Source organism: Geodermatophilus sp. SYSU D00742, assembly GCF_054049935.1.
The window spans coordinates 90,426-112,643 of the sequence record NZ_JBJGYJ010000015.1 but is presented as its reverse complement, the minus strand read 5'-3'; the positions used below and the strand labels follow the sequence as shown (position 1 = coordinate 112,643).

Below are 22,218 nucleotides of genomic sequence, written 5' to 3'. Positions count from 1 at the left end.
CCCCCCGCCCCCCCCCCCCCCCCCCCCCCCCCCCCCCCCCCCCCCCCCCCCGCCCCCCCCCCCCCCCGCGCCCCCCCCCCCCCCCCCCCCCCCCGCCGCCCCCCCCCCCCCCCCCCCCGCCGTCGTCGTCCCGGGTGCTGTTCAGCGCATCGCCGCCACGCGCCGGCGGAAGCCGTCGGACCGGTCGGCCGCGGTGGTGCCGTCGTCGGACTCCTGCTGACGCCGGCGCTGCCGCAGCACCACCTCCCGCCAGGCGCCCACCGCTAGCAGGCCCACGCCGACGACCAGTCCGCTGCCGACCGCCAGGGGCAGTCGGACGGTCAGCAGGCCCAGGGCGAGGACCACGGTGGTGGCCGCGCCGGCGACCACGGGTGCGCGGACCGACCGCCAGGCGCCCACGGCCATGACGGCGGCGGCCACGACGAACACCAGCATCGGCCGCGTGCTGCCCGGCGCCAGCACCGCCCAGGTCACCGACGGCGCCGCGGCGACCCACAGCCCCGGCCCCCAGGCCGGCGCCGACCTTCCGGACGCCAGCCGCGGCCCGGCCGCCATGAGCAGGCCGACAGCCGCCGGGAGCGAGTAGGCCTCGGGGACGACCCCTCCGGTGCGGGCGGCGAGCACCCACGCCGCCAGGACCAGTTGCGCCGCACCGGCCCGCCACGCCGGCGACACCTCGGGTGCGGCTCCGTCCTCGTCGACCGGCTCGTCGGCCCCGGTCGGTGCCGGGGCGGCGGTCCGCGCACGCCGGGCGGTCGGCCGGGGCGGCTGCTCCGGGACCGCCGCGGCCGGCACCCCGATCGCCGACTGGGCGGCCCGCCGGACGGCGCGGAGCCCGGCGCGGACGGTGCGCAGCCCGGTGCGGACGGTGCGTAGCCAGGGGAGCAGCGCAGCGCCCAGCCGGGCGGCCCAGCCGGGTTCGGCCGTCGCCGCGTCCCCCGGTCCGGCCCCGGACGTCGCGGCTCCCGGCCGGCCGGCCCTCGCCGCGCGCCGGAGGCGCCAGCGCCCGCGCCGGCCGCGGGTCCGCCGCCAGAGCAGCCAGGCCCAGACGTAGGTGCAGGCCCCCTGGACGGCGAGGTGCGCGGCCAGCTGGTCACGGGCGCGGAGGCCCACCAGCAGGGCGGCCGCGCCGACCGCGCACGCCGCGGCCGCCGTCACGGTCGGCCGCCGGGTCCGCGTCTCCAGGCCCAGCCCGCCGGCGAGGGCGACCAGGTACAGGCCGGTCAGCACGACGGCGACGCCGCGCGGGCCGCCCAGGCCGCCGTCCGGGACGGTGCACACCGCCGCCAGGCCACCGCAGACGACCGCCGCCGGGAGCGCCCGCGGCCGCTCGTCCCGCCGGAGCGCCGCGGTGAGCAGGCTGGCCGCCGCGGTCACCGCGAGCAGCCAGGACAGAGCGGTCCAGCGGGCGTCGGCGACGAGTTGGACGAGGCACAGGACGACCAGCGTCGCGCCGGCGCCCACGGCCGCGGGGAGCAGCGCCCGGCGCGCGGCACCGGTGAGCAGCGCCGCGGCGACGGAGGCGAGAGCGACCCCGAGGTAGCCGGCGAGCGGGACGGCCACCGGGCCGGGGCTGTGCAGGGCGGCCCCGATCGCGGCGCCGGCCGCGATGCCGGACACCGCGCCCACCGTCGAGGCCGGCCGCAGGAGGGCATCCGGCTCCGGCCGTCCCGCCGCCGCCAGCAGGGCGGCGGCCGCCGCGACGGCCAGGGCGGCCGACAGCCAACGCTCTGGTCCGGTGCCGCTCCATGCGGTCGAGACGGCGCCGCCCACCCCCGCCAGCCACCACGGCAGCGCGACCACCAGGGCGATGCGGGCGACCAGCGGCCGGGCCACGCCCGCCGTCGCCAGGCCGGCGAGGGCCGCGCCGACGGCGAGGGCGACGTCCGGTGCCCCCGACGGTGCGCCGTCGACCGCGCGCAGGGCGGTCACCTGGGTGGCGGCCCACAGCGCCAGGGGCCAGGAGGCGGGGGAGGGCAGCAGGTAGGCCAGGACGGCGAACACCGCTCCGGCGGTGACCGGTGGTCCGAGGCCGCCGGACAGCAGCGAGCCGCCGGGGTCGGCGCCCAGCGCGGTGAGCACGACCGCCGCGGCGGCGAGCGCCTCCTCCGACCGCGGCAGGGACGCCACCGCACCGGCCCACGACGCCATGGCCGCCGCCGCGGCCAGGCCCAGGAGCAGGACCCGGGCCCAGTCCCCACCGAAGAGGGCGGTCATGCCGGCCCCGGCGGTCGCGATGAGCACCACCCCGACCGCGAGCAGCCACTCGAGCCCGCGCGCCCGGTAGGGGAGCGGCGTTGCCTCCACGGGATCCACGACCGCTTCCCTCCCTCCGGACGTCCGGTCCACGGTAGGGCCGGGGCTCGGCGGTCACCGGGCGACGGTCAGTGCACCTGCGACGTCCGGGCCGGTGGACCGCCCACCCGGGGAGGCGGGCTCACCGGATGTGGAGCACCGACGCGGGCAGGCTCAGGGCGACGAGCACCGCTGCCCCGGCCAGGAGGACCGCAGTACCCGGCAGGTGGGCGGCCAGGCGCGGTTCTCGGCGCAGGAGGGGGGCGACCGCGCCGGCTGTGGTGAGCAGCGCCGTGGTCGTCCACGAGTCGGTGGTGCTCCCACTCCAGGCCAGGACCGGGCCGAGGGCGACGGTCAGCGCCACGCCCAGCCGCATCAGCACCTCGGCCACGGACGCGAGGACCCTGCGCCCCCTGGCCAGCACCGCCACGTCGAGGAGCACGGCCCCGAGCAGCCCGGCCAGCAGGCCGGCGGCGGTACCGGCACAGGTCGACACGAGCAGCACCAGCGCCGGCTGGGCGGCCAGCAGCGTGAGCAGAGGGCACACCAGAGCGCTGCGCGTCACCTGCCCGGCAACGAGCGCGACGGCCGCCACGACGACGCTTGCGACGCCGACCCGCGGCTCCGGTCCGAGGCCGCCCGCTGACGGGGGACCCGCGCCCAGCAGCATCGTGACCACGGCGATGGCCGAGACGAGCACCGCCAGGAGACCGGTGACGAGCAGTGCGTCGGTCGCGGCCTGCCACGGAGAGGACGGTGGCGCCGTCCCGTCGGCGGGCACGCCACAGGACCCGGACCACGCCGGCTCGTCGTGCGGAGCGCCGCAGACGGGGCACGGCGGGCCCCACGGCGTCCCGTTCGACGAGGTCACGGCGGGATCCTGGCTCGGCCGGCGCCCCGGTGGGGGCGCCCGTCGCGGTCTGTGGACACGGCGGTGCCGCCGATGTCACCCGGAACCCGGCGGACCGGAGCGCGTCGAGCGCCTACCCTGGGATCAGTGATCACGACCACCGGCCTGGAGCTGCGCGCCGGCGCCCGCATCCTCATCAGCGGGGCGACCCTCCGCGTGCAGCCCGGTGACCGCATCGGGCTGGTCGGGCGCAACGGGGCCGGCAAGACCACCACCCTCACGACCCTGGCCGGCGAGCGGCTGCCGCACGCCGGGAAGGTCGAGGTGACGGGGGAGATCGGCTACCTGCCGCAGGACCCGCGCAGCGGCGACCTCGACATCACCGCCAGCGACCGCGTGCTGTCCGGCCGCGGGCTGGACGTGCTGCGCGCGCAGATGACCAAGGCGCAGGTCGCGATGGCCGAGCCGGCCGACGACGCCGAGCGTGACCGGGCGGTGCGCCGCTACGGCCGCCTGGAGGACCAGTTCGCCGCGCTGGGCGGGTACGCCGCCGAGAGCGAGGCGGCCCGGATCTGCACCGCGCTCGGCCTGCCCGACCGCGTGCTCGTCCAACCGCTGCGGACCCTCTCCGGCGGTCAGCGCCGCCGCGTCGAGCTCGCCCGGATCCTCTTCTCCGACGCCGAGACCCTGCTGCTCGACGAGCCGACCAACCACCTCGACGCCGACTCGATCAGCTGGCTCAAGGGCTTCCTCGCGTCCCACAAGGGCGGGCTCATCGTGATCAGCCACGACGTCGAGCTGCTCGACGCCGTCGTCAACAAGGTGTGGCACCTCGACGCCAACCGGGCCGAGGTCGACGTCTACAACCTCGGCTGGAAGCCCTACCTCGCGCAGCGGGAGACCGACGAGCGCCGCCGCAAGCAGGAGCGGGCGAACACCGAGCGCAAGATCGACGCCCTGGCCGCGCAGGCGGACAAGATGCGCGCCAAGGCGACCAAGGCCAAGGCGGCGCAGAGCATGGACAAGCGCGCCCAGCGGCTGGCCGCCGGGTTGGAGGCCGTCCGCGTCCAGGACCGCGTGGCGAAGCTGCGGTTCCCCACGCCGACGCCGTGCGGGAAGACCCCGCTCACCGCCGAGGGCCTGTCCAAGAGCTACGGCTCGCTGGAGGTCTTCACCGACGTCGACCTGGCCGTCGACCGCGGCACGCGGGTCGTCGTCCTCGGCCTCAACGGGGCCGGGAAGACGACGCTGCTGCGCATGCTCGCCGGCACGGAGCTGCCCGACACCGGCGAGGTCAAGGCCGGCCACGGCCTGCGCATCGGCTACTACGCGCAGGAGCACGAGACCATCGACCTCGACCGCTCGCTGCTCGAGGTGATGCGGTCGGCGGCCCCGGACAGCACCGACACCGAGCTGCGGCGCATCCTCGGCGCCTTCCTCTTCTCCGGCGACACCGTCGACCAGCGGGCCGGCACGCTCTCCGGCGGTGAGAAGACCCGGCTGGCCATGGCCACGCTGGTGGTCTCGGGCGCCAACGTGCTGCTGCTCGACGAGCCGACCAACAACCTCGACCCGGCCAGCCGCGAGCAGGTGCTCGAGGCGCTGCGCACCTACACCGGCGCGATCGTCCTGGTCACCCACGACGAGGGCGCCGTGCGGGCGCTCGACCCGGACAAGGTCATCCTGCTGCCCGACGGCACCGAGGACGCCTGGAGCGAGGACCTCGCCGACCTGGTCGAGCTCGCCTAGTCACGCCCGCGTTCCGTTCGGTCCCGAGCGGCACGGGCCGTCCTCCGCGCTCACGTGGCCGAGTCCGCGGGGCTGAGTGATCATGGGTCGCGGGATGCCGAGGTCAGTGGGGCCCGGCGCCAAGGGGACGAGCAGCCGGAGCGGGCCACGACGGGTCGCGGACGGCCGCTGACGGAGGGGAGTCATGGCCGACTCGAGCACTGCGGACCTCGGCAAGGGCAAGCGCATCACCGGAGGTGACCGGTCGTCGCTGGCTGACGAGCTGCGCCAGCGGTACGACGGCGGGGAGAGCATCAGGTCGCTGGCGACGTCGACCAACCGCTCGTACGGCTTCGTCCACCGCCTGCTGTCGGAGTCCGGCGCCACCCTCCGCAGCCGGGGCGGCGCCAACCGGAACAGCAAGAAGGCGTGACGCCGGCGGCCGACGCCGGGTGGGTGCGGACGGCGCGGGACGGCGCCGTCCTCACCGTCACGCTGGACCGTCCCGACCGGCTCAACGCCCAGACCCCCGCCACCTGGGCCGCGCTGGCCGCCGTCGGGGCGGCCCTCGACGACGACGTCCGCGTGGTGGTGGTCCGCGGCGCGGGCCGGTCGTTCTCCGCAGGCCTCGACCGCAGCCTGTTCAGCGCCGACCCGGACACCGCGGGCGGGCTCGGCGAACTGGCGCGCCTGCCCGCGGAGGAGACCCAGGAGCGGATCCGCGGCTACCAGGCCGCCTTCCGCTGGCTGCGCTCGCCCGGCATCGTCTCGGTGGCCGCGGTCCAGGGGCACGCGATCGGCGCCGGCGCCCAGCTGGCCCTCGCCTGCGACCTGCGCGTTCTGACCGAGGACGCCGTCCTGCGGCTGCCCGAGGCCACGCTCGGGCTGGTCCCCGACCTCACCGGCACCAGCACCCTGGTCGAGCTGGTCGGCTACTCCCGCGCGCTGGAGATGTGCCTGACCGGCCGTGGGGTCGGCGCGGCCGAGGCGCAGGCGATCGGGCTGGCCACCACCGTCGTCCCCGCCGGCCGGCTCGACGCCGCCGTCGGCCGGCTGGTCGCGGCGATCACCGCGGCGCCGGTCGGGGCCAGCCGGGAGACCGCCGCGCTGGTGCGCTCGGCCGTCCGCAACGACCCCGCCACCCAGGACGCCGCCGAACGGGCGGCGCAGACCCGCCGGCTGGCCGAACTCGTCGGAGGGCGCTGACATCCTGCCGACGGAATCCGCCGTCCCGCGGCGGTGTTGGCCGGACGACGGGAGGGAGGTGGTGGCGGCGTGAGCAGTCCCATGACCTCGATGGCGGCGATGCGGTCCTTCCGCCGCGACCCGTCGGTGGCCGCGCGGGAGCTGCCGAAGGGCACCGTGCGGCGGGTGCTGGGCGTGGCCCGGCCCTACCGCCGCGACCTCACGTTCTTCGTGCTCCTGGTCATCGGCTCCTCGGTGATCGGCGTGCTGACCCCGCTGCTGGCCGGTCGGATCATCAACCGGATCGCCGGTCTGGAGGGCACCCCCGCCGACATCGTCCGCATCGCGCTGCTGATCGCCGCCCTCGCGGTGGTCGACGCCGGCATCTCGCTGGCCACCCGTTGGTTCTCCGCCCGCATCGGCGAGGGCGTCATCTACGACCTCCGCAGCCGGGTGTTCGAGCACGTGCAGCGGATGCCGGTGGCGTTCTTCACCCGCACCCAGACCGGCGCGCTGGTCAGCCGGCTCAACAACGACGTCATCGGCGCGCAGCAGGCGTTCACCTCGACGCTGTCGGGCGTGCTGTCCAACGCGATCGGCCTGGTGCTGACCGCCGGGGTCATGTTCAGCCTGTCGTGGCAGATCACCGCGCTCTCGCTGGTGCTCGTGCCGGTGTTCGTGCTGCCGGCGCGGCGGATCGGCCGGCGCCTGCAGGAGATCACCCGGGAGTCCTACGGGCTGAACGCGTCGATGAACGCCACGATGACCGAGCGGTTCAACGTCGCCGGCGCCCTGCTGGTCAAGCTGTTCGGCCGCCCGGGGGTCGAGGCCGACGGGTTCCGCGGCCGGGCGGCGCGGGTCCGCGACATCGGTGTCCTGTCGGCCATGTACGGGCGCACCTTCTTCACCGCGCTGACGCTGGTCGCGGCGCTGGCGACCGCGCTGGTCTACGGCCTGGGCGGCTGGCTGGCGTTCACCGGGTCGCTCAGTCCGGGGGACGTCGTCGCGCTGGCGCTGCTGCTGTCGCGGCTGTACGGCCCGCTGACCGCGCTGTCCAACGTCCGCGTCGACGTCATGAGCGCGATGGTCAGCTTCGACCGGGTCTTCGAGGTGCTCGACCTCGAGCCGATGATCCGCGAGGAGCCCGACGCGGTACCCGTGCCGGCCGGTGACCGCTCCATCGAGTTCGAGCACGTCTCCTTCAGCTACCCGTCGGCCGCGGAGGTCTCCCTGCCGTCCCTGGAGGAGGTGTCCCTGCCCGAGCACGGCGGGCCGACGGCGGTGCTGCACGACGTCTCCTTCCGCGTCGAGCCCGGCCAGCTCGTGGCCCTGGTCGGCCACTCCGGCGCCGGCAAGTCGACCATCGCGAACCTGGTGCCGCGGCTGTACGACGCGACCAGCGGCACCGTCCGGGTGGGCGGGGTGGACGTCCGGCACGCGACGCTGGACTCGCTGCGGGACGCCATCGGCGTGGTCAGCCAGGACGCGCACCTGTTCCACGACACCATCCGGGCCAACCTCCTCTACGCCCGCCCGGAAGCGAGCGAGGCGCAGCTCTGGCAGGCGCTGGCCGGCGCGCGGATCGCCGGGCTCGTGCGGTCGCTGCCCGACGGGCTGGACACCGTCGTCGGCGACCGCGGCTACCGGCTCTCGGGCGGGGAGAAGCAGCGGCTGGCCATCGCCCGCGTGCTGCTCAAGGCCCCGGGCATCGTCATCCTCGACGAGGCGACCGCGCACCTGGACAGCGAGTCGGAGGTGGCGGTGCAGCACGCCCTGGACACCGCGCTCACCGGCCGCACGTCACTGGTCATCGCCCACCGGCTGTCGACGATCCGCAGCGCCGACCAGATCCTCGTGATCGACGACGGTCGCATCGCGGAGTCGGGCACACACGCCGAGTTGCTGGCGCTCGGGGGGCGGTACGCCGACCTGTACCGGACCCAGTTCGCCGTCGGCGAGGGTCGAACGGTCGGCGCGGCCTGACCACTACCGTCACTCCCGTCCCAGGACACACGAGGGACGACGTGACCGGGCTGGCGCGGTCACGCGGGAAGACTGCACCGCCGGTCGGCGGCGCCAGCGAGGAGGACTCTGTGACCGCAGCGCACCCGTACGACGCCCAGATCCGTGCGCTCTACACGTCGTTCCTCGACGGCTGGAACCGGCGCAGCGGAGCCGCGGTGGCGGCCGGCTTCGCCGACGACGGGGACATCATCGGCTTCGACGGTTCCCACCACCGCGGCCGGCTGTCCATCGCCGCGGACCTCCGGCAGGTCTTCGGCAGCCACCAGACGCCGACCTACGTCGGGGTGGTGCGGTCGGTGCGGCCACTGGCTCCCGGCGTCGCCCTGCTGCTGGCGCACGCCGGGATGATCCCGCCCGGCGGGGAGGACCTCGACCCGGCGCTGCACACGGTGCACACCGTGGTCGCCGTCGACGAGGGCGGAGGCCGCTGGCGGATCTCGTTGCTGCAGGCCACCCCGGCCGCCTGGCACGGCCGGGACGACGCCCGGGAGGCCCTCACCCAGGAGCTCCGCGGCCTGCTCGCCGTCCGGTGAGCGCACCCGGGCCGGCCGCCGTCCTGGTGACCGCCGAGGAGCTGCGGGCCGGACAGGAGCGCCTGGTGCTGCTCGACGTCCGGTGGTCCCTCGGCGACCCCCGCGGCCGCCAGCTGTACCGCTCCGGCCACCTCCCGGGAGCGGTCTTCGTCGACCTCGACAGCGAGCTGAGCGGACCGCCGTCCGCGGCGGAGGGGCGGCACCCGCTGCCCTCGTTACAGCGACTGCAGGAAGCGGCGCGACGGTGGGGCGTGCACGACGGCGACGCCGTCGTCGTGTACGACGACGCCGGGGGGCTGGCCGCGGCGCGGGCGTGGTGGCTGCTGCGCTGGGGTGGGCTCCCCGACGTCCGCCTGCTCGACGGCGGCCTCGCCGCCTGGAGCCGGGCGGGCGGCCGGTTGGACACCGGTGACGTCGTCCCCGAGCCGGGGGACGTGACCCTCGACGGCGGGGGCATGCCGGTGGTGTCCGCCGACCAGGCCGCCGCGTTGCCCGGTGCCGGCGGGGTCCTGCTCGACGCGCGGGCCGCCGAGCGGTACCGCGGGGAGGTCGAGCCGGTCGACCCGCGCGCCGGACACGTGCCCGGTGCGCTCAGCGCGCCCACGACCGAGAACCTGGGCGGTGACGGCCGCTTCCTGCCGGCCGCTGTACTCGCCGCCCGCTTCGCCGAGCTCGGCGTCGCGCCGGGCCGGCCGGTGGCCGCGTACTGCGGGTCGGGGATCACCGCCGCCCACGAGGTCGCAGCGCTGGCCGTCGCCGGCTACGAGGCGGCCCTGTGGCCCGGGTCCTGGTCGCAGTGGTCGAACGACCCGGACCGTCCGGTGGCGACCGGCCCGCGTCCCTAGTCCCCGGACGCGGGGCGGGCGTCACCGCCGTCGGCGCCGACCGGCAGCGGCTGCGGCGGGACGCCGAGGGGGTCGTTGTCCGGGGTGTCGGCGCCGACCCGGAACTGGGACATCATGTCGTGGTCCTCGTGGCTGGTGTTGTGGCAGTGGATCATGTACCGGCCGGTGCGGCGGACGGGTTCCTGACCGGGACCGGGGGTGATGGCCCCGCCGAAGCGCGCGATGATCCGCACCGTCTCGTTCTCGCCCAGGTAGACCACGTCCTTGGGCCCCCGCTCGTACGGTTCCGGCGGCCGGCCGTCCCGGTCGAGGATCCTGAAGTCGACCAGGTGCAGGTGGATGGGGTGGAACCAGCCGCCGGAGTCGTTCTGCAACTCCCACACCTCCACGTCGCCGGGCTGCGGGTCGGCCAGCACGTCCCGGAACTGCGACCTCTCGACGTCGGCCCACGTCCTGCGGTCGATGGTCCACTCCCCGCCCTGGCGCTCGAAGCGCAGCTGCCGGGTGCGCACCGCATCGGCCGGCTCGAGCTGCATCAGCGGCTTCTCGGGGAGCGACGGCTCGGCGATCCGGGGGAGGGCGATGGGGGCGTCGGGGACGCTGGCCTCGGCCACCACCTGGAACGCCATCACCTTGTCCGTGTGGTCGTAGTCGATCGCGTTGTCCACCCCGAGGTTGCGCAGCTCGACCCGCTGGCCGATCCGGTAGTTCGCGAAGTCGATGACGATCTCGTAGCGCTCGGCCATGCCGGCGGTGAGCGTGGTGACCGGCTGCGGTTCGGGCACCAGGCCGCCGTCGGTGGCCACCACCGTCATCGGCGCGGCGGGGGAGAGCTGCAGTCGGTACGCGCGGCCCAACGACGCGATGAGGACCCGGAAGCGGTACTGCCGCCGCTCGACCTGCATCAACGGCCACGGCCGGCCGTTGACCAGGATGACGTCACCGGCCAGGCCGGACTCGCTGTGGTCCTCGAAGAGCAACTGGCCGGACCGGGTGAAGGCGGCGTCGCTGATGACCAGGGGGACGTCGTACCGGCCGCTGGGCAGCTGCCCGTCCACGGGATTGCGCAGGACGTAGAGGCCGGCCAGCCCCATGTAGACGTTCTCGGTCGTGTGGTGCACCGCGTGGTCGTGGTACCAGATCGTGCGCTCTTCCTCGATGTTGTCGTACAGGTAGTCCTTGAACTGGCCCGGCCGCATGAGGTCGTTGGCGTAGCCGTCGTACTGGGGCAGTGACGGCGCCCCGTGCAGGTGCGTGGAGGTGGTGGCCTCGTACCGCAGCGTGGGGTGGGTCGCGGGCAGCCGGTTGATCTGGCGGACGGCGATCGGCGTGCCCCGCGTCGCCCGGATGGTGGGCCCCGGGAAGGTCCCGTTGTAGCCCCACATCGTCGTCCGGTGCCGGGGCAGGATGGTGGCCGAGAACTGCCGCTGCTCCAGGACGTACAGCGGCCGGACCTGCCCACCGACCGTGACGGTGCCCGTCGGCGCCAGGTCGGGCGGCGGCGCGAACGGCGTGGTGTACGCCCGCGGCAGGCGGCTCTCGTCGAGCTCGGACGCCCGCTTGGCGGCCAGGGCGCCGGGGAGGAAGGGGAGGGTCAGTGCCGCCGTACCCAGGACGCCGACCTTCAGGGCGTCCCGGCGGGTGATGCCGTGCTGCTGATCCATGCTCGGATCCCGTCTCGTCGAGATCCCCCGTGCAGGGAACAGCTTCCGGCGGGGGCCGGGCTGCTCAGAACCCGACACCTGGGGGCCCGCCACCCCCGCAAGCTGGGGTCGGCCGGCTGCCGTCGGTGGCGACCCCGCTACCGCTCGTCGTGGTCGTCGTCCCCCAGGTGCCGGCAGACCCCCGTGACCACCACCTCGTGCTCCAGTGCGGGGTCCTCCCGGCGGTGCAGGCCCAGCTCGACCACCCGGCCGTCGCGGGGGTCGTCCGGGCGGTCGTCGCCCGCGGCGCCGAGCACGGCCGCCAGGCCGTCCACGGTGGGCTGCCACAAGCTGGCCCAGTTGCACCCCGGCGGCACGGTGAAGGAGAGCTGCAGGCCGACCGGGCCCTCCGGTAGCGGCGCCTGCCCCTGGAGCTGATCGCGCACCTGCGTCGTGTACTCGGGTGACCCGACGGCCGTGCGGGTGCGGACGACGAACGTGCGACCGCCGGCGGGCAGCTCGACGGGCTCGGCTGCCGCACAACGCAGCAGGGTGTCCCGGCCCACGGCCTTGGTGCCCCACACGCTGGCGAACTCCCACCCGCCGTTGGCGCCCAGCCACTCGACCAGCGGGACCAGGTAGTGGGAGAGGGTGTACTGGTCGAGCAGCCGGACGTCGTCGGCCAGCCCGACGTCCAGGCGCAGCGCTCTGGGCCCGGCGTCGTCGGGCGCCGGGCCGAGCACCTGCTGGGCGTGCGTGACGAAGGCACGGACGTGCACCTGGTCGGGGTGGCCGGTCGCCATCCAGCCGGCCATGCGCGGTGCGATGCCCAACGGGGAGGCCTCCCCCTCCGGACGGGCGAAGAAGACGGCGTCGGCACCCATGTCCCGAGCGTCGCCTGCCGGCACCGGTCGGACAACCGGTGCCGGCACGGCCGGGCATCCCGGCGGGGCGGTCAGGCGGCGGCGCCCAGGGGGCGGTCGGTGGCCGGGGTGACCACCCGGCGGCGGGCCACCGCCGTTCCCGCGGCGAGCAGCACCAGCCCCGCGACGGCCCACCCGGTGAGCACGAGCAGCGGGGCCGCAGCACCGGCCCCGTCGAACCAGGAGACCGAGCGCAGCAGCGATCCGGTCGCTCCCGGGGGCAGCAGCTGGCCCAGCGTCCCCCAACCGGTGGGCAGCAGCTCCGGTGCCGAGGCGAGGCCCGACAGCGGGTTGCCGAGCAGCACCACGGTGGCCGCGCCGAGTGCGAACCCCGGCGTGCCGGCGAGGGTCTGCAGCCCCAGGAGGACCAGGGCGGTGGCCGCGATGCCGAGGGCGACGATCCCGGTGACCGTCCACCAGCCGCCGGACAGGGAGCCCAGCCACGTCCCGAGCACGGTCGCGGTCACCATGCCCCCGGCGATCGCCATGCCCAGCGCCGCGGCGATCCGCGGCCGGGTGCGGGAGAGCGACCGTGAGGTCAGCGCGGCGGTCGCGATGCCGCCGACGGCCAGGGGCAGGGCCCCGGCGGCGAGGCCCGCCCCGCGCGGGTCCGCCTCCGGTGCCGGGACGACGTCCTCCACCGGGACGGCCGCGCCGGTCGCGGCACCCAGGCCCGCGGCGACCTGCTGCAGCGCCTGGGCCACCGCCGGGCCGGCGGCGGAGGCGACGAGGACCCGGGGACCGCCGGCACCGACGACGACGGCCCCGTAGACCTCGCGGTCGCGGATGGCCTCGAGCGCCGCCGCCTCGTCGTCGACGACGCGGACGTCGAGCGCCCCGGGCACGCGCGCGGTCAGGGCGTCGGTGAGCCGGCCGGTCGCCGCCGCGGGGCCGGCGACGGCGACCGGCACGTCCCGTGGCTGGGAGCGGACGGCCGGCCAGGCGAAGGCGGTGAGCAGCACGGCGAGCAGGACCGCGAAGAGGGCGACGAGCGCCGGCACGAGCCGGGCGTCCCGCTGGGGTGCGGTGGTGGACATGGGACCCTCCCATCAAAACGAACGACCGTTCTCCTTCCTGCGGAGCGTCCTCCGCGGTCGGCACGACGTCAAGAACGAACGTCCGTTCTACGATGACGGGCGTGCCCCGAGTCTCCGACGAGCACCTCACCGCCCGCCGGGAGCAGATCGTCGACGCGGCGGTCCTGCGGTTCGCCCGGAACGGCTTCCAGGCCACCGGCATGGCGGAGGTCATCGCCGAGTCCGGCCTCTCGGCCGGCGCGGTCTACCGGTACTTCGCCAGCAAGGACGAGCTGGTCCGGGCGATCGTCGACCGGGTCCTCGCCGAGGCCGCCACGCGGTTCGACCACTGGCTGGCCACGCTGGAGGACCCGGACCCCGCCGAGGCGGTGGCGACGGCGGTCGACCTCGTCGCGACGGTGGCCGAACGCGCACCCGTGGACGTGACGCGGGTCGCCGTCCAGGCGTGGGGGGAGGCGCTGCGCAACCCCGGCGTGCACGACGTGGTCCGCGGCGCCTACGGCACCATCCGCGGCTACCTGATGGAGGTCGCGGTCCGGGCCCAGGAGGCGGGCAGGTTGCCGCGGGACGCCGATCCCCAGCAGGTGGGGGCCGCGATGTTCTCGCTGGTGGTCGGTTTCCTGCTGCAGCGGCTGCTGCTGGGGGACGTGCCCGCCCCGGCGTACGGCGACGCCGTCCGCGCGCTGCTCGGTGGGCCGGATTGGACCCGACCTCAGGCGGCGGCGGAGGACGCCACCGCGTCGTAGCGGTCGAGCAGCACCGCGGCGATCCGCTCGTCGGGCAGCAGGGGAGCGGTCACCGCGTCGGCGCCCGCGCCGGCGAGCCTGTCGTGGAAGTGCCCGGGCGCGAGCAGGTAGGCCGCCACCACGACCCGCTCGGCGCCGGCCCGGCGGGCGGCCGCCACGGCGTCGGCGACGGCCGGCTGCGCGGCGGAGCCGTAGCCGGCCGTCACCGGGCCGGCCCAGGTGCGCTGCAGCAGGTCGGCGGTGTCCTCGACGTCCGCCACCGAGCGTGGGTCGCTCGAGCCCGCCGCGGCCAGCACGACCGCGGTCAGCGGGTCGCGCGGATCGGCCCCCGCCGCGAGCAGCCGGTCCGAGAGCACCTCGGCGAGGCGCGGGTCGGGCCCGAGCGGGCGGGCGGCCACCGCGCCCCGGGCGGTGGCGACGGCCCGCGCGATGTCCACGTGCACGTGGTAGCCGCCCGACAGCAGCACCGGCACCACGACGGAGGGCCGGCCGGCGGCGCTCAGCCCCGCCACGACGTCGGCCACGGTGGGCGGCTGGACGTCGACGAACGCCGCCGTCGTCGTCAGTCCGGGGCGCAGCGCGCGGGCGGCGAGGGCGAGCTCGGCGACCAGTCGGCGGCCGGTGGGGTTGCGCGTGCCATGCGCGCACGCCACCAGCACGGGGGTGGTCCCGGCCGGCCCGGTCACGGGCCGCGCAGCCGGCCGCCGTCGACGGCGACCATGGTGCCGGTGACGTAGGAGGCGGCGGGGGAGAGCAGGAAGGCGGCGACCCGGCCGAACTCCTCCGGGCGCCCGTAGCGTCGCAGCGGGATCGCCGCCTCGGTCGCGCGGCGGGCGGCGTCGGGGTCCGGCTTCTGCGAGTCGATCTCGACGACCCGGTCGGTGGCGGTCGCCCCCGGCAGCAACCCGACGACCCGGATCCCGCGGGGGCCCAGCTCGTCGGAGAGGCCCTTCGCGGTCATGGCGAGGCCCGGGCGCAGCCCGTTGGAGACCGCCAGGCCCTCCAGGGGCTGACGCACGGACGTCGAGAGCACGAAACCGATCGCCGCGCCCTCGTGCAGGTGCGGGACCAGCGCCTTCACCAGCCGCAGCGGGCCCAGCAGCAGGCTCTCGACGCCGTCCCGCCAGTCCCGCTCGGCGGTGCCCAGCACCGTCCCGGGGGCCGGCCCGCCGACCGAGACCAGCGCGCCGTGGACCTCCCCCAGCTGCGCCACGGCCGCCTCGACCAGCCGGTCGGCGGCCCCGGGGTCGGCGAGGTCCGCGGCCTCGCCGAACGCCGCGGGGGCGCCACCGAGCTGCTCGGCGGCCGCGGCGACGGAGTCGGCGGACCGGGAGCTCACCAGCACCCGGGCCCCGTCGTCGACCAGGGCCCGGGCGGTCGCGAACCCCAGCCCCCGGCTCGCGCCGGTGAGCAGGTACCCGCGACCGCCCAGCCCCAGGTCCATCAGGCGGCGGAGCCCCGCAGCGAGCGCAGGACGTACTGCATGATCCCGCCGTTGCGGTAGTAGTTCGCCTCACCGGGGGTGTCGATCCGGACGACGGCGTCGAACTCGACGTCACCGGCCTGCACCTTCACCGTGCGCGGCACCTCGCCGTCGTTGAGCGCGGTGATCCCGGTGATCGTGAACTCCTCGTCGCCGCTCAGGCCGAGCGACTCGCGGTTCTGGCCCTCGGGGAACTGGAGCGGCAGCACGCCCATGCCGATCAGGTTCGAGCGGTGGATGCGCTCGTAGCTCTCGGCGATGACGGCCTTGACGCCCAGCAGCGCCGTCCCCTTGGCCGCCCAGTCGCGCGACGAGCCGGAGCCGTACTCCTTGCCCGCGAGCACGACCAGCGGGATGCCCTGCTCCTGGTAGGCGACCGACGCGTCGTAGATCGTCGTCGTCTCGCCGGTCAGGTGGTTCTTGGTGACCCCACCCTCGGTGCCGGGCACCAGCAGGTTGCGCAGCCGGATGTTGGCGAACGTGCCGCGGATCATCACCTCGTGGTTCCCGCGCCGGGAGCCGTAGGAGTTGAAGTCCCGCCGCTCGACGCCGTGCTCCCGCAGGTAGGTGCCGGCGGGGCTGTCGGCCTTGATGGAGCCGGCCGGGGAGATGTGGTCGGTGGTCACCGAGTCGCCGAGCACCGCGAGGGTGCGGGCACCGGTGATGTCGCCGACCGGGGCCGGCTCGGCCGGCATGCCCTCGAAGTACGGGGGGCGGCGGACGTAGGTGCTGTTCGGGTCCCAGTCGAACGTGTCACCGGTGGGCGTGGGCAGGTTCTGCCACTGCTCGGTACCGGCGAACACGTCCTCGTAGCTGCGGCCGAACTGCTCCGCCGACACGGCCTCGTCGATGACCCGCTGCACCTCGTGCGGCGAGGGCCAGATGTCGTGCAGGTAGACGTCGTTGCCGTCGGCGTCCTGGCCCAGCGGGTCGTTGTTGAGGTCCACGTCCATCGACCCGGCCAGCGCGTAGGCGATGACCAGCGGCGGGCTGGCCAGGTAGTTCATCTTGACGTCGGGGTTGATCCGGCCCTCGAAGTTGCGGTTGCCCGAGAGCACCGAGACGACGGCGAGGTCGGCCTCGTTCACCGCCTGGCTGACCGGCTCGGGCAGCGGGCCGGAGTTGCCGATGCAGGTCGTGCAGCCGTAGCCGACCAGGTAGAAGCCGAGCTTCTCCAGGTACGGGGTGAGCTCGGCCTTCTCGTAGTAGTCCATGACGACCTTGGACCCGGGGGCCAGGGTCGTCTTCACCCACGGCTTGGTGGCCAGCCCGCGCTCGACGGCCTTCTTGGCCAGCAGCGCCGCGCCGATCATCACCTGCGGGTTGGAGGTGTTGGTGCAGGAGGTGATCGCGGCGATCACGACGTGGCCGTGGTCGACGAAGGTCTCCGTGCCGTCCTCCATGACGACCTTGGTCGGCTTGTTCGGGCGGTCGGGCAGCTGCGCGCCGGGCAGGTACGGGTGCGGCCGGCCGTCCTCACCGTCGTCGTGCGCGAACGGGCTGACCGGGTCCGAGGCGGGGAAGGACTCGGCGGAGGCCTCGTCGGCGGCCGACACGACGCCGTAGGGCCGCTCCTGCTGCGGGACACCGGGCTTGCGGTCGTCCCCGCCGGTCCGGTCGTCGGTCACGTAGTCGGCCAGCGCCGCGCGGAACGAGGCCTTGGCGTCGGTGATGGCGACGCGGTCCTGCGGGCGCTTGGGCCCCGCGATCGACGGGACGACGGTGGAGAGGTCCAGCTCCAGGTACTCGGAGAAGGCCGGCTCGCGGGACGGGTCGTGCCAGAGGCCCTGCTCCTTGGCGTAGGCCTCGACCAGGGCGACCTGCTCGGCCGAGCGGCCGGTGAGGCGCAGGTACCCGATGGTCTCCTCGTCGATGGGGAACATGGCCGCGGTGGAGCCGAACTCGGGGCTCATGTTGCCGATCGTGGCGCGGTTGGCCAGCGGGACGGCGGAGACGCCCTCGCCGTAGAACTCGACGAACTTCCCGACCACGCCGTGCTGTCGGAGCATCTCGGTGATGGTGAGCACGAGGTCGGTGGCGGTGGAGCCGTCGGGCAGCTGGCCGGTGAGCTTGAACCCGACGACCCGCGGGATGAGCATCGAGACCGGCTGGCCGAGCATCGCGGCCTCGGCCTCGATGCCGCCGACGCCCCAGCCCAGGACGCCCAGGCCGTTGACCATCGTGGTGTGCGAGTCGGTGCCGACACAGGTGTCGGGGTAGGCGACGACGCGGTCACCCTCCTGGCGCGGGAAGACCACGCGGGCCAGGTGCTCGATGTTGACCTGGTGCACGATGCCGGTGCCCGGGGGGACGACCTTGAAGTCGCTGAAGGCGCCCTGGCCCCAGCGCAGGAACTGGTAGCGCTCGCCGTTGCGCTCGTACTCGATCTCGACGTTGCGCTCGAAGGACTCGGGCGTGCCGAAGACGTCGGCGATGACGGAGTGGTCGATGACCAGCTCGGCCGGCGCCAGCGGGTTGATCTTCTGCGGGTCGCCGCCGATCTCGGCCATGGCCTCGCGCATCGTGGCGAGGTCGACGATGCACGGGACGCCGGTGAAGTCCTGCATGACCACCCGGGCCGGGGTGAACTGGATCTCCTGGTTGGGCTCCGCGGAGGGGTCCCAGTCCGCGATCGCCCGGATGTGGTCGGCGGTGATGTCCGCGCCGTCCTCGGTGCGCAGCAGGTTCTCGAGGAGGACCTTCAGGCTGAAGGGCAGCCGCTCTGCGCCCTCCACCGCGTCGAGCCGGTAGATGTCGTAGTCGGTGCCGTCGACGGTGAGCGTCGACCGCGCCCCGAAGCTGTCCTTGCTGGCTGCCACTTCTCTGCGCCTACCCCTCGCTGGTCTGTCGCGCTGATTGCCACCCCCGATCATCCCAGTCGTCCGCCACCGGTGCGCAGGTGAGGCGACCCTTGCCTGCTCGGACGGGGTCGGCCGGGGCGGCGCTCCTACGGTGGACGGCGTGACGACCGGTGCCGTGCCCGACCCGCTGCCCGACTGGATGACCTCCGCCGAGCGGGTCACCGTGCTCACCGGCGCCGGCATCTCCACCGACAGCGGCATCCCCGACTACCGCGGCCCGAACGGTGTCTGGACCAGGGACCCGGACGCCGAGAAGCTGGTGACGCTGTCGTACTACGTGGCCGACCCCGACATCCGGCGCCGGGCCTGGCGGATGCGCCGCGACATGCAGGCCGGTGCGGTCCACCCCAACGCCGGGCACCGGGCGCTGGTCGACCTCGAGCGCCAGGGCCGGCTGCGGGCGCTGCTCACCCAGAACGTCGACGGGCTGCACCAGGCCGCCGGGTCCGCGCCGGAGCGGGTGCTGGAGCTGCACGGGACGGTGCACGAGGTCGAGTGCCTCGGCTGCCGCGACCGGACGACGATGGCCGAGGCGCTGGCCCGGGTCGACGCCGGTGAGCCCGACCCGGCCTGCCTGCGCTGTGGCGGCATCCTCAAGTCGGCGACGGTCAGCTTCGGCCAGCTGCTGCACCCCGCCGTCGTCGAGGCCGCCGCGGAGGCCGCCGGCGACTGCGACGTCTTCCTCGCCGTGGGCACCTCGCTCACCGTCCACCCCGCCGCGGGCCTCCCCGTCCTCGCCGCGGGCGCCGGCGCGCGGGTCGTCGTCGTCAACGCCCAGCCCACGCCGCACGACGACCTCGCCGACCTCGTCGTCCGCGAGCCGATCGGCACCGCGCTGCCGCGCCTGGTCGCCCGCTGACCGCGGCCCGGCCCACCGTGCGGGGGCCGGGCCGCGGTCGAGGCGTGCTCAGAGCGCGGAGGCGGCGGCGAACAGCCCGGCCGGGTCGACCCGGTCGCGCACGGCCCGCAGGCGGGCGAGGTCGGCGTCGTCCCACACCCCGCCGGGGCCGGGGGTCCCGCGGAAGTTCAGCAGCGACCGGCCGGTCGACCACGGGGCCAGTCGCTCCACGACCGAGGCGGCGACCGCGGGCACCACCGCGGCGGCCGGCCCCGCCATCGGTCCGAGCGCCCAGCAGGAGTAGGCGGCGTCCCGCCCGGCGACGGCGTTCGGGACCGCGGCCGGCCGCCCCAGCGCCCCGCCCAGCTGCCGCAGCTCCACCATCGCCAGCGGCACGTCCACCTGCGGGCCGGCCACGGCCAGCAGCGCGTCGACCGCCTCGGCGGGCAGCTCCCGCAGCAGGGTGCCGCGGTCGTGGGTGGGCATCGGCTCGGTCGGGTCCATGTGGACGGCGTCGACGGCCGTGAAGGGCAGGTCGGTGACGGTGTCCAGCAGCGCCGGCGCCACCGCCCGCATCGGCGCGAGCAGCGCCTTCCCCTCGTCCGCCGGGCCCAGGTGGGCGAACCGCAGGTGGACGACGGTCTGCCCGCGCAGGGGCCCGGGCAGCGCCGGGTCCGGCGGCAGCCGCAGGACGGCGACCGACGTGGACGTCTCCTCGGGGAGGGCGGCGGTCCACTCCCGCCAGGCGTGCAGCACGTCCGAGGCCGCCGGGCCGGCGTAGAACAGGCCGCCGCCGTGCAGGCCGGTGACGGGCACGAGGTCGAACTCCAGCGCCGTGACGACGCCGAAGGCGCTCCTGCCGCCGCGCACGGCCCAGAACAGGTCGGGGTCGCTCGCGGCGTCGACGGTCGTGACGGCGCCGTCCGCGGTGACCAGCTGCACCCGGCGGACCGCGTCGGCGGCGAAGCCGTACCGGCGGCCGAGGGGGCCGAGCCCGCCGCCGAGGGTGTAGCCGACCACGCCGACGCCCGACGACGACCCGGACAGCGGTGCGAGGCCGTGCGGCGCGGCCGCGTCGATGACCTGCCGCCACCGCACGCCGGCGGCGGCCCGCGCGGTGCGGGCGGCCGGGTCGACGGTCAGCTCGGTCATCCGTGCGGTCGTGACCAGCAGCGTGCCCGCGAGGTCGTCGACCAGCCCGTGGCCGGTCGCCTGGACGGTCACCGCCAGGCCGGCGCCGGCGGCCCACCGGACGGCCGCGGCGACGTCCTCGGGGCCGGTGGCGCCGACGACCACCGCGGGGCGCGGCGGGTGGGCGAGGTTGAAGCCGGCGACCTCGGCGGCGAAGCCGGCGTCCCCCGGGAGGAGGACGGGCCCGGAGACGCGGGCGGCCAGGGCGGAGGGGTCGGGCGTGGGGGCGGTGGTCACGGCGGACTCCGGGGTGGTCGAGGGAGGTCGGCGGCGGAGGCGGGAGAGGAGGGTCATCGGCCGGCGCTCGCCTCGAGCTCGACGAGCATGCCGGGCAGGGCCAGGCGGGCGACGCCGACGAGCGTGGTCGGCGGCGTGGCACCGACGCGGGACAGCCGCTCGGCGAGGACGTCGTAGGCGGCGAGGACGGCGTCGACGTCGGCGGCGTAGACCGTCAGCCGGAGCACGTCGGCGAGGTCCATGCCGCCGGCGGCGAGCACGGCCTCCAGGTTGGCGACGGCGAGCGCGAGCTGGGCGGCCGCGTCGTCCTCGTGCAGCAGGGCGCCGGTCTCGTCGACCGGTCCCTGCCCGGCGACGGTCAGCAGCCGGGACGGCGCCGGTCGCAGCTGGGCCTGGTCGAAGCCGAGGGCGGCGCTCCAGGCGGTGGGGTTGATCCGCTCCACGGGAGCGGGGGGCGTCGGTGTCATGCCGACGAACCTGGCGGCGCGCGGCCGCCGTGCCCATCCCAGCCGGCTGGTGGGTCCGACCCCCAGATCGCTGGGATACCTGCAGGCGGGCGGCCGCCGCCACACTGTCCGCCGTGACCAGCAGCATGCTGACCGAACGGGTGCGGGCGCAGGTGGGCGGCCTGGCGGCCAGCGGGCTCGACGTGCCGACCTTCGCGCAGTCGGCGCTCGAGGTGCTCTCCCGGGCGGTGCCGTTCGCGGCGGCCTGCTTCGCCACCGCCGACCCTGCGACCGGCCTGGTGACCAGCACCGTCAAGGCGGTGTTCGACGACCACCACGACGACGAGTGGGCGCACTTCGAGTACGAGGTGCCCGACCCGTCGGCCTTCCTGGAGGTCACCCACCGCCCCGGCCGGGTCCTGGGCCTGCACACGGCGACCGAGGGCCGGCTGGACCTCTCACCCCGCTTCTCCCGGTTCATCCAGCGCCACTGGGACCTCGACGACGAGATGCGCGCCGCGCTCACCGTCGACGGCACCACCTGGGGCTTCCTCGCGCTGTTCCGCGACGGGCCCGGCGCGGCCTTCAGCCCGCCGGAGCAGGAGTTCCTCAGCAGCATCGGCTCGACCCTGGCCACCGGCCTGCGCAGCGGGCTGCTGGCTGCCGCCGCGGCCGACGGCGCCGCCCACGTCGACGGCCCGGCGGTGCTCGTCGTGGGTGCCGACGGCGAGATCGCCTCGGCCAGCGTGGGCGCCGCGGCGCAGGTCGCCGAGTTGGGTGGCGGGCCGCTGGGGGAGGCGCCGCTGCCGCTGGCCCTGCTCAGCCTGGTGGGCGCCGCCCGGCGGTACGCCGCGGACGGCCGGCCGGTGGTGCCGCGGGTCCGGCTCCGCACGCGCTCGGGGCACTGGGTGGTCGCGCACGCCTCCCGGCTGCTGTCCCGCGACGGCACGGCCTCCGACGTCGTCGTGACCATCGAGGAGGCGCGGCCGCCGGAGATCGTGCCCCTCGTCGTGGCCGCCTTCGGCCTCACGCCGCGGGAGCAGGACGTCGTCCAACTCGTCCTGCAGGGGGTGGACACCAGCGGCATCGCGGCGGCGCTGCACCTGTCGGCCTACACCGTGCAGGACCACCTCAAGGCGGTCTTCGCCAAGGTCGGCGTCCGCAGCCGCCGCGAGCTCACCGCCCGGGTGTTCTTCGACCAGTACGCGCCCCGGCTGGCCGCCGGTCGCGAGCCGGGGCCGTCCGGCTGGTTCCGGGACCCCACCGGGGATCGACCGGGAGCGAGGGCGCTGCCTGACCGGTCCGGTGCGGATAGCGTGACGGCGACCACGTCGAGCGGCTGACTCCCTGCT

19 protein-coding genes are annotated in these 22,218 nt (G+C 75.7%); 9 read left to right on the top strand and 10 right to left on the bottom strand.

Going from position 1 to position 22,218, the window contains the following annotated elements; all coding sequences use genetic code 11:
• Positions 1–141: 141 nt before the first annotated feature.
• Entirely contained in the window at positions 142–2,316 is a 2,175-nt protein-coding gene (locus ACI78V_RS12715; RefSeq protein WP_456851269.1) for an SCO7613 C-terminal domain-containing membrane protein, read from the bottom strand.
• Positions 2,317–2,437: 121 nt separating this feature from the next.
• The gene (locus tag ACI78V_RS12710) at positions 2,438–3,166 is read right to left on the bottom strand and encodes a hypothetical protein (RefSeq protein WP_456851268.1); all 729 of its coding nucleotides are present in this window, start codon (positions 3,164–3,166) and stop codon (positions 2,438–2,440) included.
• 126 nt (positions 3,167–3,292) lie between these two features.
• Here ACI78V_RS12710 and abc-f point away from each other — a divergent pair, with 126 nt between their 5' ends.
• The 6 genes from abc-f (at position 3,293) to ACI78V_RS12680 (ending at position 9,461) form a co-directional block, all read left to right on the top strand.
• Complete coding sequence (gene abc-f / locus ACI78V_RS12705; RefSeq protein ID WP_456851267.1) at positions 3,293–4,894, top strand: ribosomal protection-like ABC-F family protein; 1,602 nt, start codon at positions 3,293–3,295, stop codon at positions 4,892–4,894.
• Positions 4,895–5,078: 184 nt separating this feature from the next.
• Entirely contained in the window at positions 5,079–5,306 is a 228-nt protein-coding gene (locus tag ACI78V_RS12700) for a helix-turn-helix domain-containing protein (RefSeq protein ID WP_097205975.1), read from the top strand.
• Positions 5,303–6,079: an enoyl-CoA hydratase/isomerase family protein gene (locus ACI78V_RS12695; protein ID WP_456851266.1), complete on the top strand. Its 777-nt coding sequence runs from the start codon at positions 5,303–5,305 to the stop codon at positions 6,077–6,079. The genes ACI78V_RS12700 and ACI78V_RS12695 overlap by 4 nt, the downstream gene beginning before the upstream one ends.
• A gap of 69 nt (positions 6,080–6,148) precedes the next feature.
• Positions 6,149–8,041, top strand: a complete 1,893-nt coding sequence (locus tag ACI78V_RS12690) for an ABC transporter ATP-binding protein (protein ID WP_456851265.1) — start codon at positions 6,149–6,151, stop codon at positions 8,039–8,041.
• 110 nt (positions 8,042–8,151) lie between these two features.
• Positions 8,152–8,616 carry an SgcJ/EcaC family oxidoreductase gene (locus ACI78V_RS12685; protein ID WP_456851264.1) on the top strand — a complete coding sequence of 155 codons (465 nt, stop codon included), beginning with the start codon at positions 8,152–8,154 and terminating at the stop codon, positions 8,614–8,616.
• Positions 8,613–9,461, top strand: coding sequence for a sulfurtransferase (locus ACI78V_RS12680; protein ID WP_456851263.1), 849 nt, complete (start codon positions 8,613–8,615; stop codon positions 9,459–9,461). Before ACI78V_RS12685 ends, ACI78V_RS12680 begins: the two co-directional genes overlap by 4 nt.
• On the opposite strand, the gene ACI78V_RS12675 is transcribed toward ACI78V_RS12680, so the two are convergent.
• From ACI78V_RS12675 to ACI78V_RS12665, 3 genes are all read right to left on the bottom strand, one after another.
• Complete coding sequence (locus ACI78V_RS12675) at positions 9,458–11,125, bottom strand: multicopper oxidase family protein (protein ID WP_456851262.1); 1,668 nt, start codon at positions 11,123–11,125, stop codon at positions 9,458–9,460. The genes ACI78V_RS12680 and ACI78V_RS12675 overlap by 4 nt on opposite strands.
• Before the next feature lie 137 nt (positions 11,126–11,262).
• Complete coding sequence (locus tag ACI78V_RS12670; protein ID WP_456851261.1) at positions 11,263–11,988, bottom strand: hypothetical protein; 726 nt, start codon at positions 11,986–11,988, stop codon at positions 11,263–11,265.
• Between the two features lie 71 nt (positions 11,989–12,059).
• The gene (locus ACI78V_RS12665) at positions 12,060–13,064 is read right to left on the bottom strand and encodes a hypothetical protein (RefSeq protein WP_456851260.1); all 1,005 of its coding nucleotides are present in this window, start codon (positions 13,062–13,064) and stop codon (positions 12,060–12,062) included.
• A gap of 101 nt (positions 13,065–13,165) precedes the next feature.
• On the opposite strand from ACI78V_RS12665, the gene ACI78V_RS12660 reads away from it, so the two are divergent.
• Positions 13,166–13,810 carry a TetR/AcrR family transcriptional regulator gene (locus ACI78V_RS12660; RefSeq protein ID WP_456851259.1) on the top strand — a complete coding sequence of 215 codons (645 nt, stop codon included), beginning with the start codon at positions 13,166–13,168 and terminating at the stop codon, positions 13,808–13,810.
• Here the strand turns inward: ACI78V_RS12660 and ACI78V_RS12655 are convergent.
• Genes ACI78V_RS12655 through ACI78V_RS12645 form a run of 3 tightly spaced genes read right to left on the bottom strand, consistent with a single transcriptional unit; the run spans position 13,777 to position 18,112 of the window.
• Positions 13,777–14,463, bottom strand: coding sequence for a sirohydrochlorin chelatase (locus tag ACI78V_RS12655; RefSeq protein WP_456851258.1), 687 nt, complete (start codon positions 14,461–14,463; stop codon positions 13,777–13,779). The two genes, ACI78V_RS12660 and ACI78V_RS12655, sit on opposite strands and share 34 nt — an antisense overlap.
• A gap of 29 nt (positions 14,464–14,492) precedes the next feature.
• Complete coding sequence (locus ACI78V_RS12650) at positions 14,493–15,254, bottom strand: SDR family oxidoreductase (protein WP_456851257.1); 762 nt, start codon at positions 15,252–15,254, stop codon at positions 14,493–14,495.
• The gene (locus ACI78V_RS12645) at positions 15,254–18,112 is read right to left on the bottom strand and encodes an aconitate hydratase (RefSeq protein ID WP_456851256.1); all 2,859 of its coding nucleotides are present in this window, start codon (positions 18,110–18,112) and stop codon (positions 15,254–15,256) included. Before ACI78V_RS12645 ends, ACI78V_RS12650 begins: the two co-directional genes overlap by 1 nt.
• A gap of 142 nt (positions 18,113–18,254) precedes the next feature.
• On the opposite strand from ACI78V_RS12645, the gene ACI78V_RS12640 reads away from it, so the two are divergent.
• Entirely contained in the window at positions 18,255–19,013 is a 759-nt protein-coding gene (locus ACI78V_RS12640; RefSeq protein ID WP_456851255.1) for an SIR2 family NAD-dependent protein deacylase, read from the top strand.
• A 48-nt stretch (positions 19,014–19,061) separates the two neighbouring features.
• On the opposite strand, the gene ACI78V_RS12635 is transcribed toward ACI78V_RS12640, so the two are convergent.
• On the bottom strand, positions 19,062–20,420 hold the full coding sequence (locus ACI78V_RS12635) for an FAD-binding oxidoreductase (protein ID WP_456851254.1): 1,359 nt from the start codon (positions 20,418–20,420) through the stop codon (positions 19,062–19,064).
• A 53-nt stretch (positions 20,421–20,473) separates the two neighbouring features.
• A complete protein-coding gene (locus ACI78V_RS12630) occupies positions 20,474–20,887 on the bottom strand; it encodes a RidA family protein (protein ID WP_456851253.1) in 414 nt (137 codons plus the stop codon).
• Between the two features lie 113 nt (positions 20,888–21,000).
• On the opposite strand from ACI78V_RS12630, the gene ACI78V_RS12625 reads away from it, so the two are divergent.
• The gene (locus ACI78V_RS12625) at positions 21,001–22,209 is read left to right on the top strand and encodes a LuxR C-terminal-related transcriptional regulator (protein ID WP_456851252.1); all 1,209 of its coding nucleotides are present in this window, start codon (positions 21,001–21,003) and stop codon (positions 22,207–22,209) included.
• Positions 22,210–22,218 lie beyond the last annotated feature (9 nt).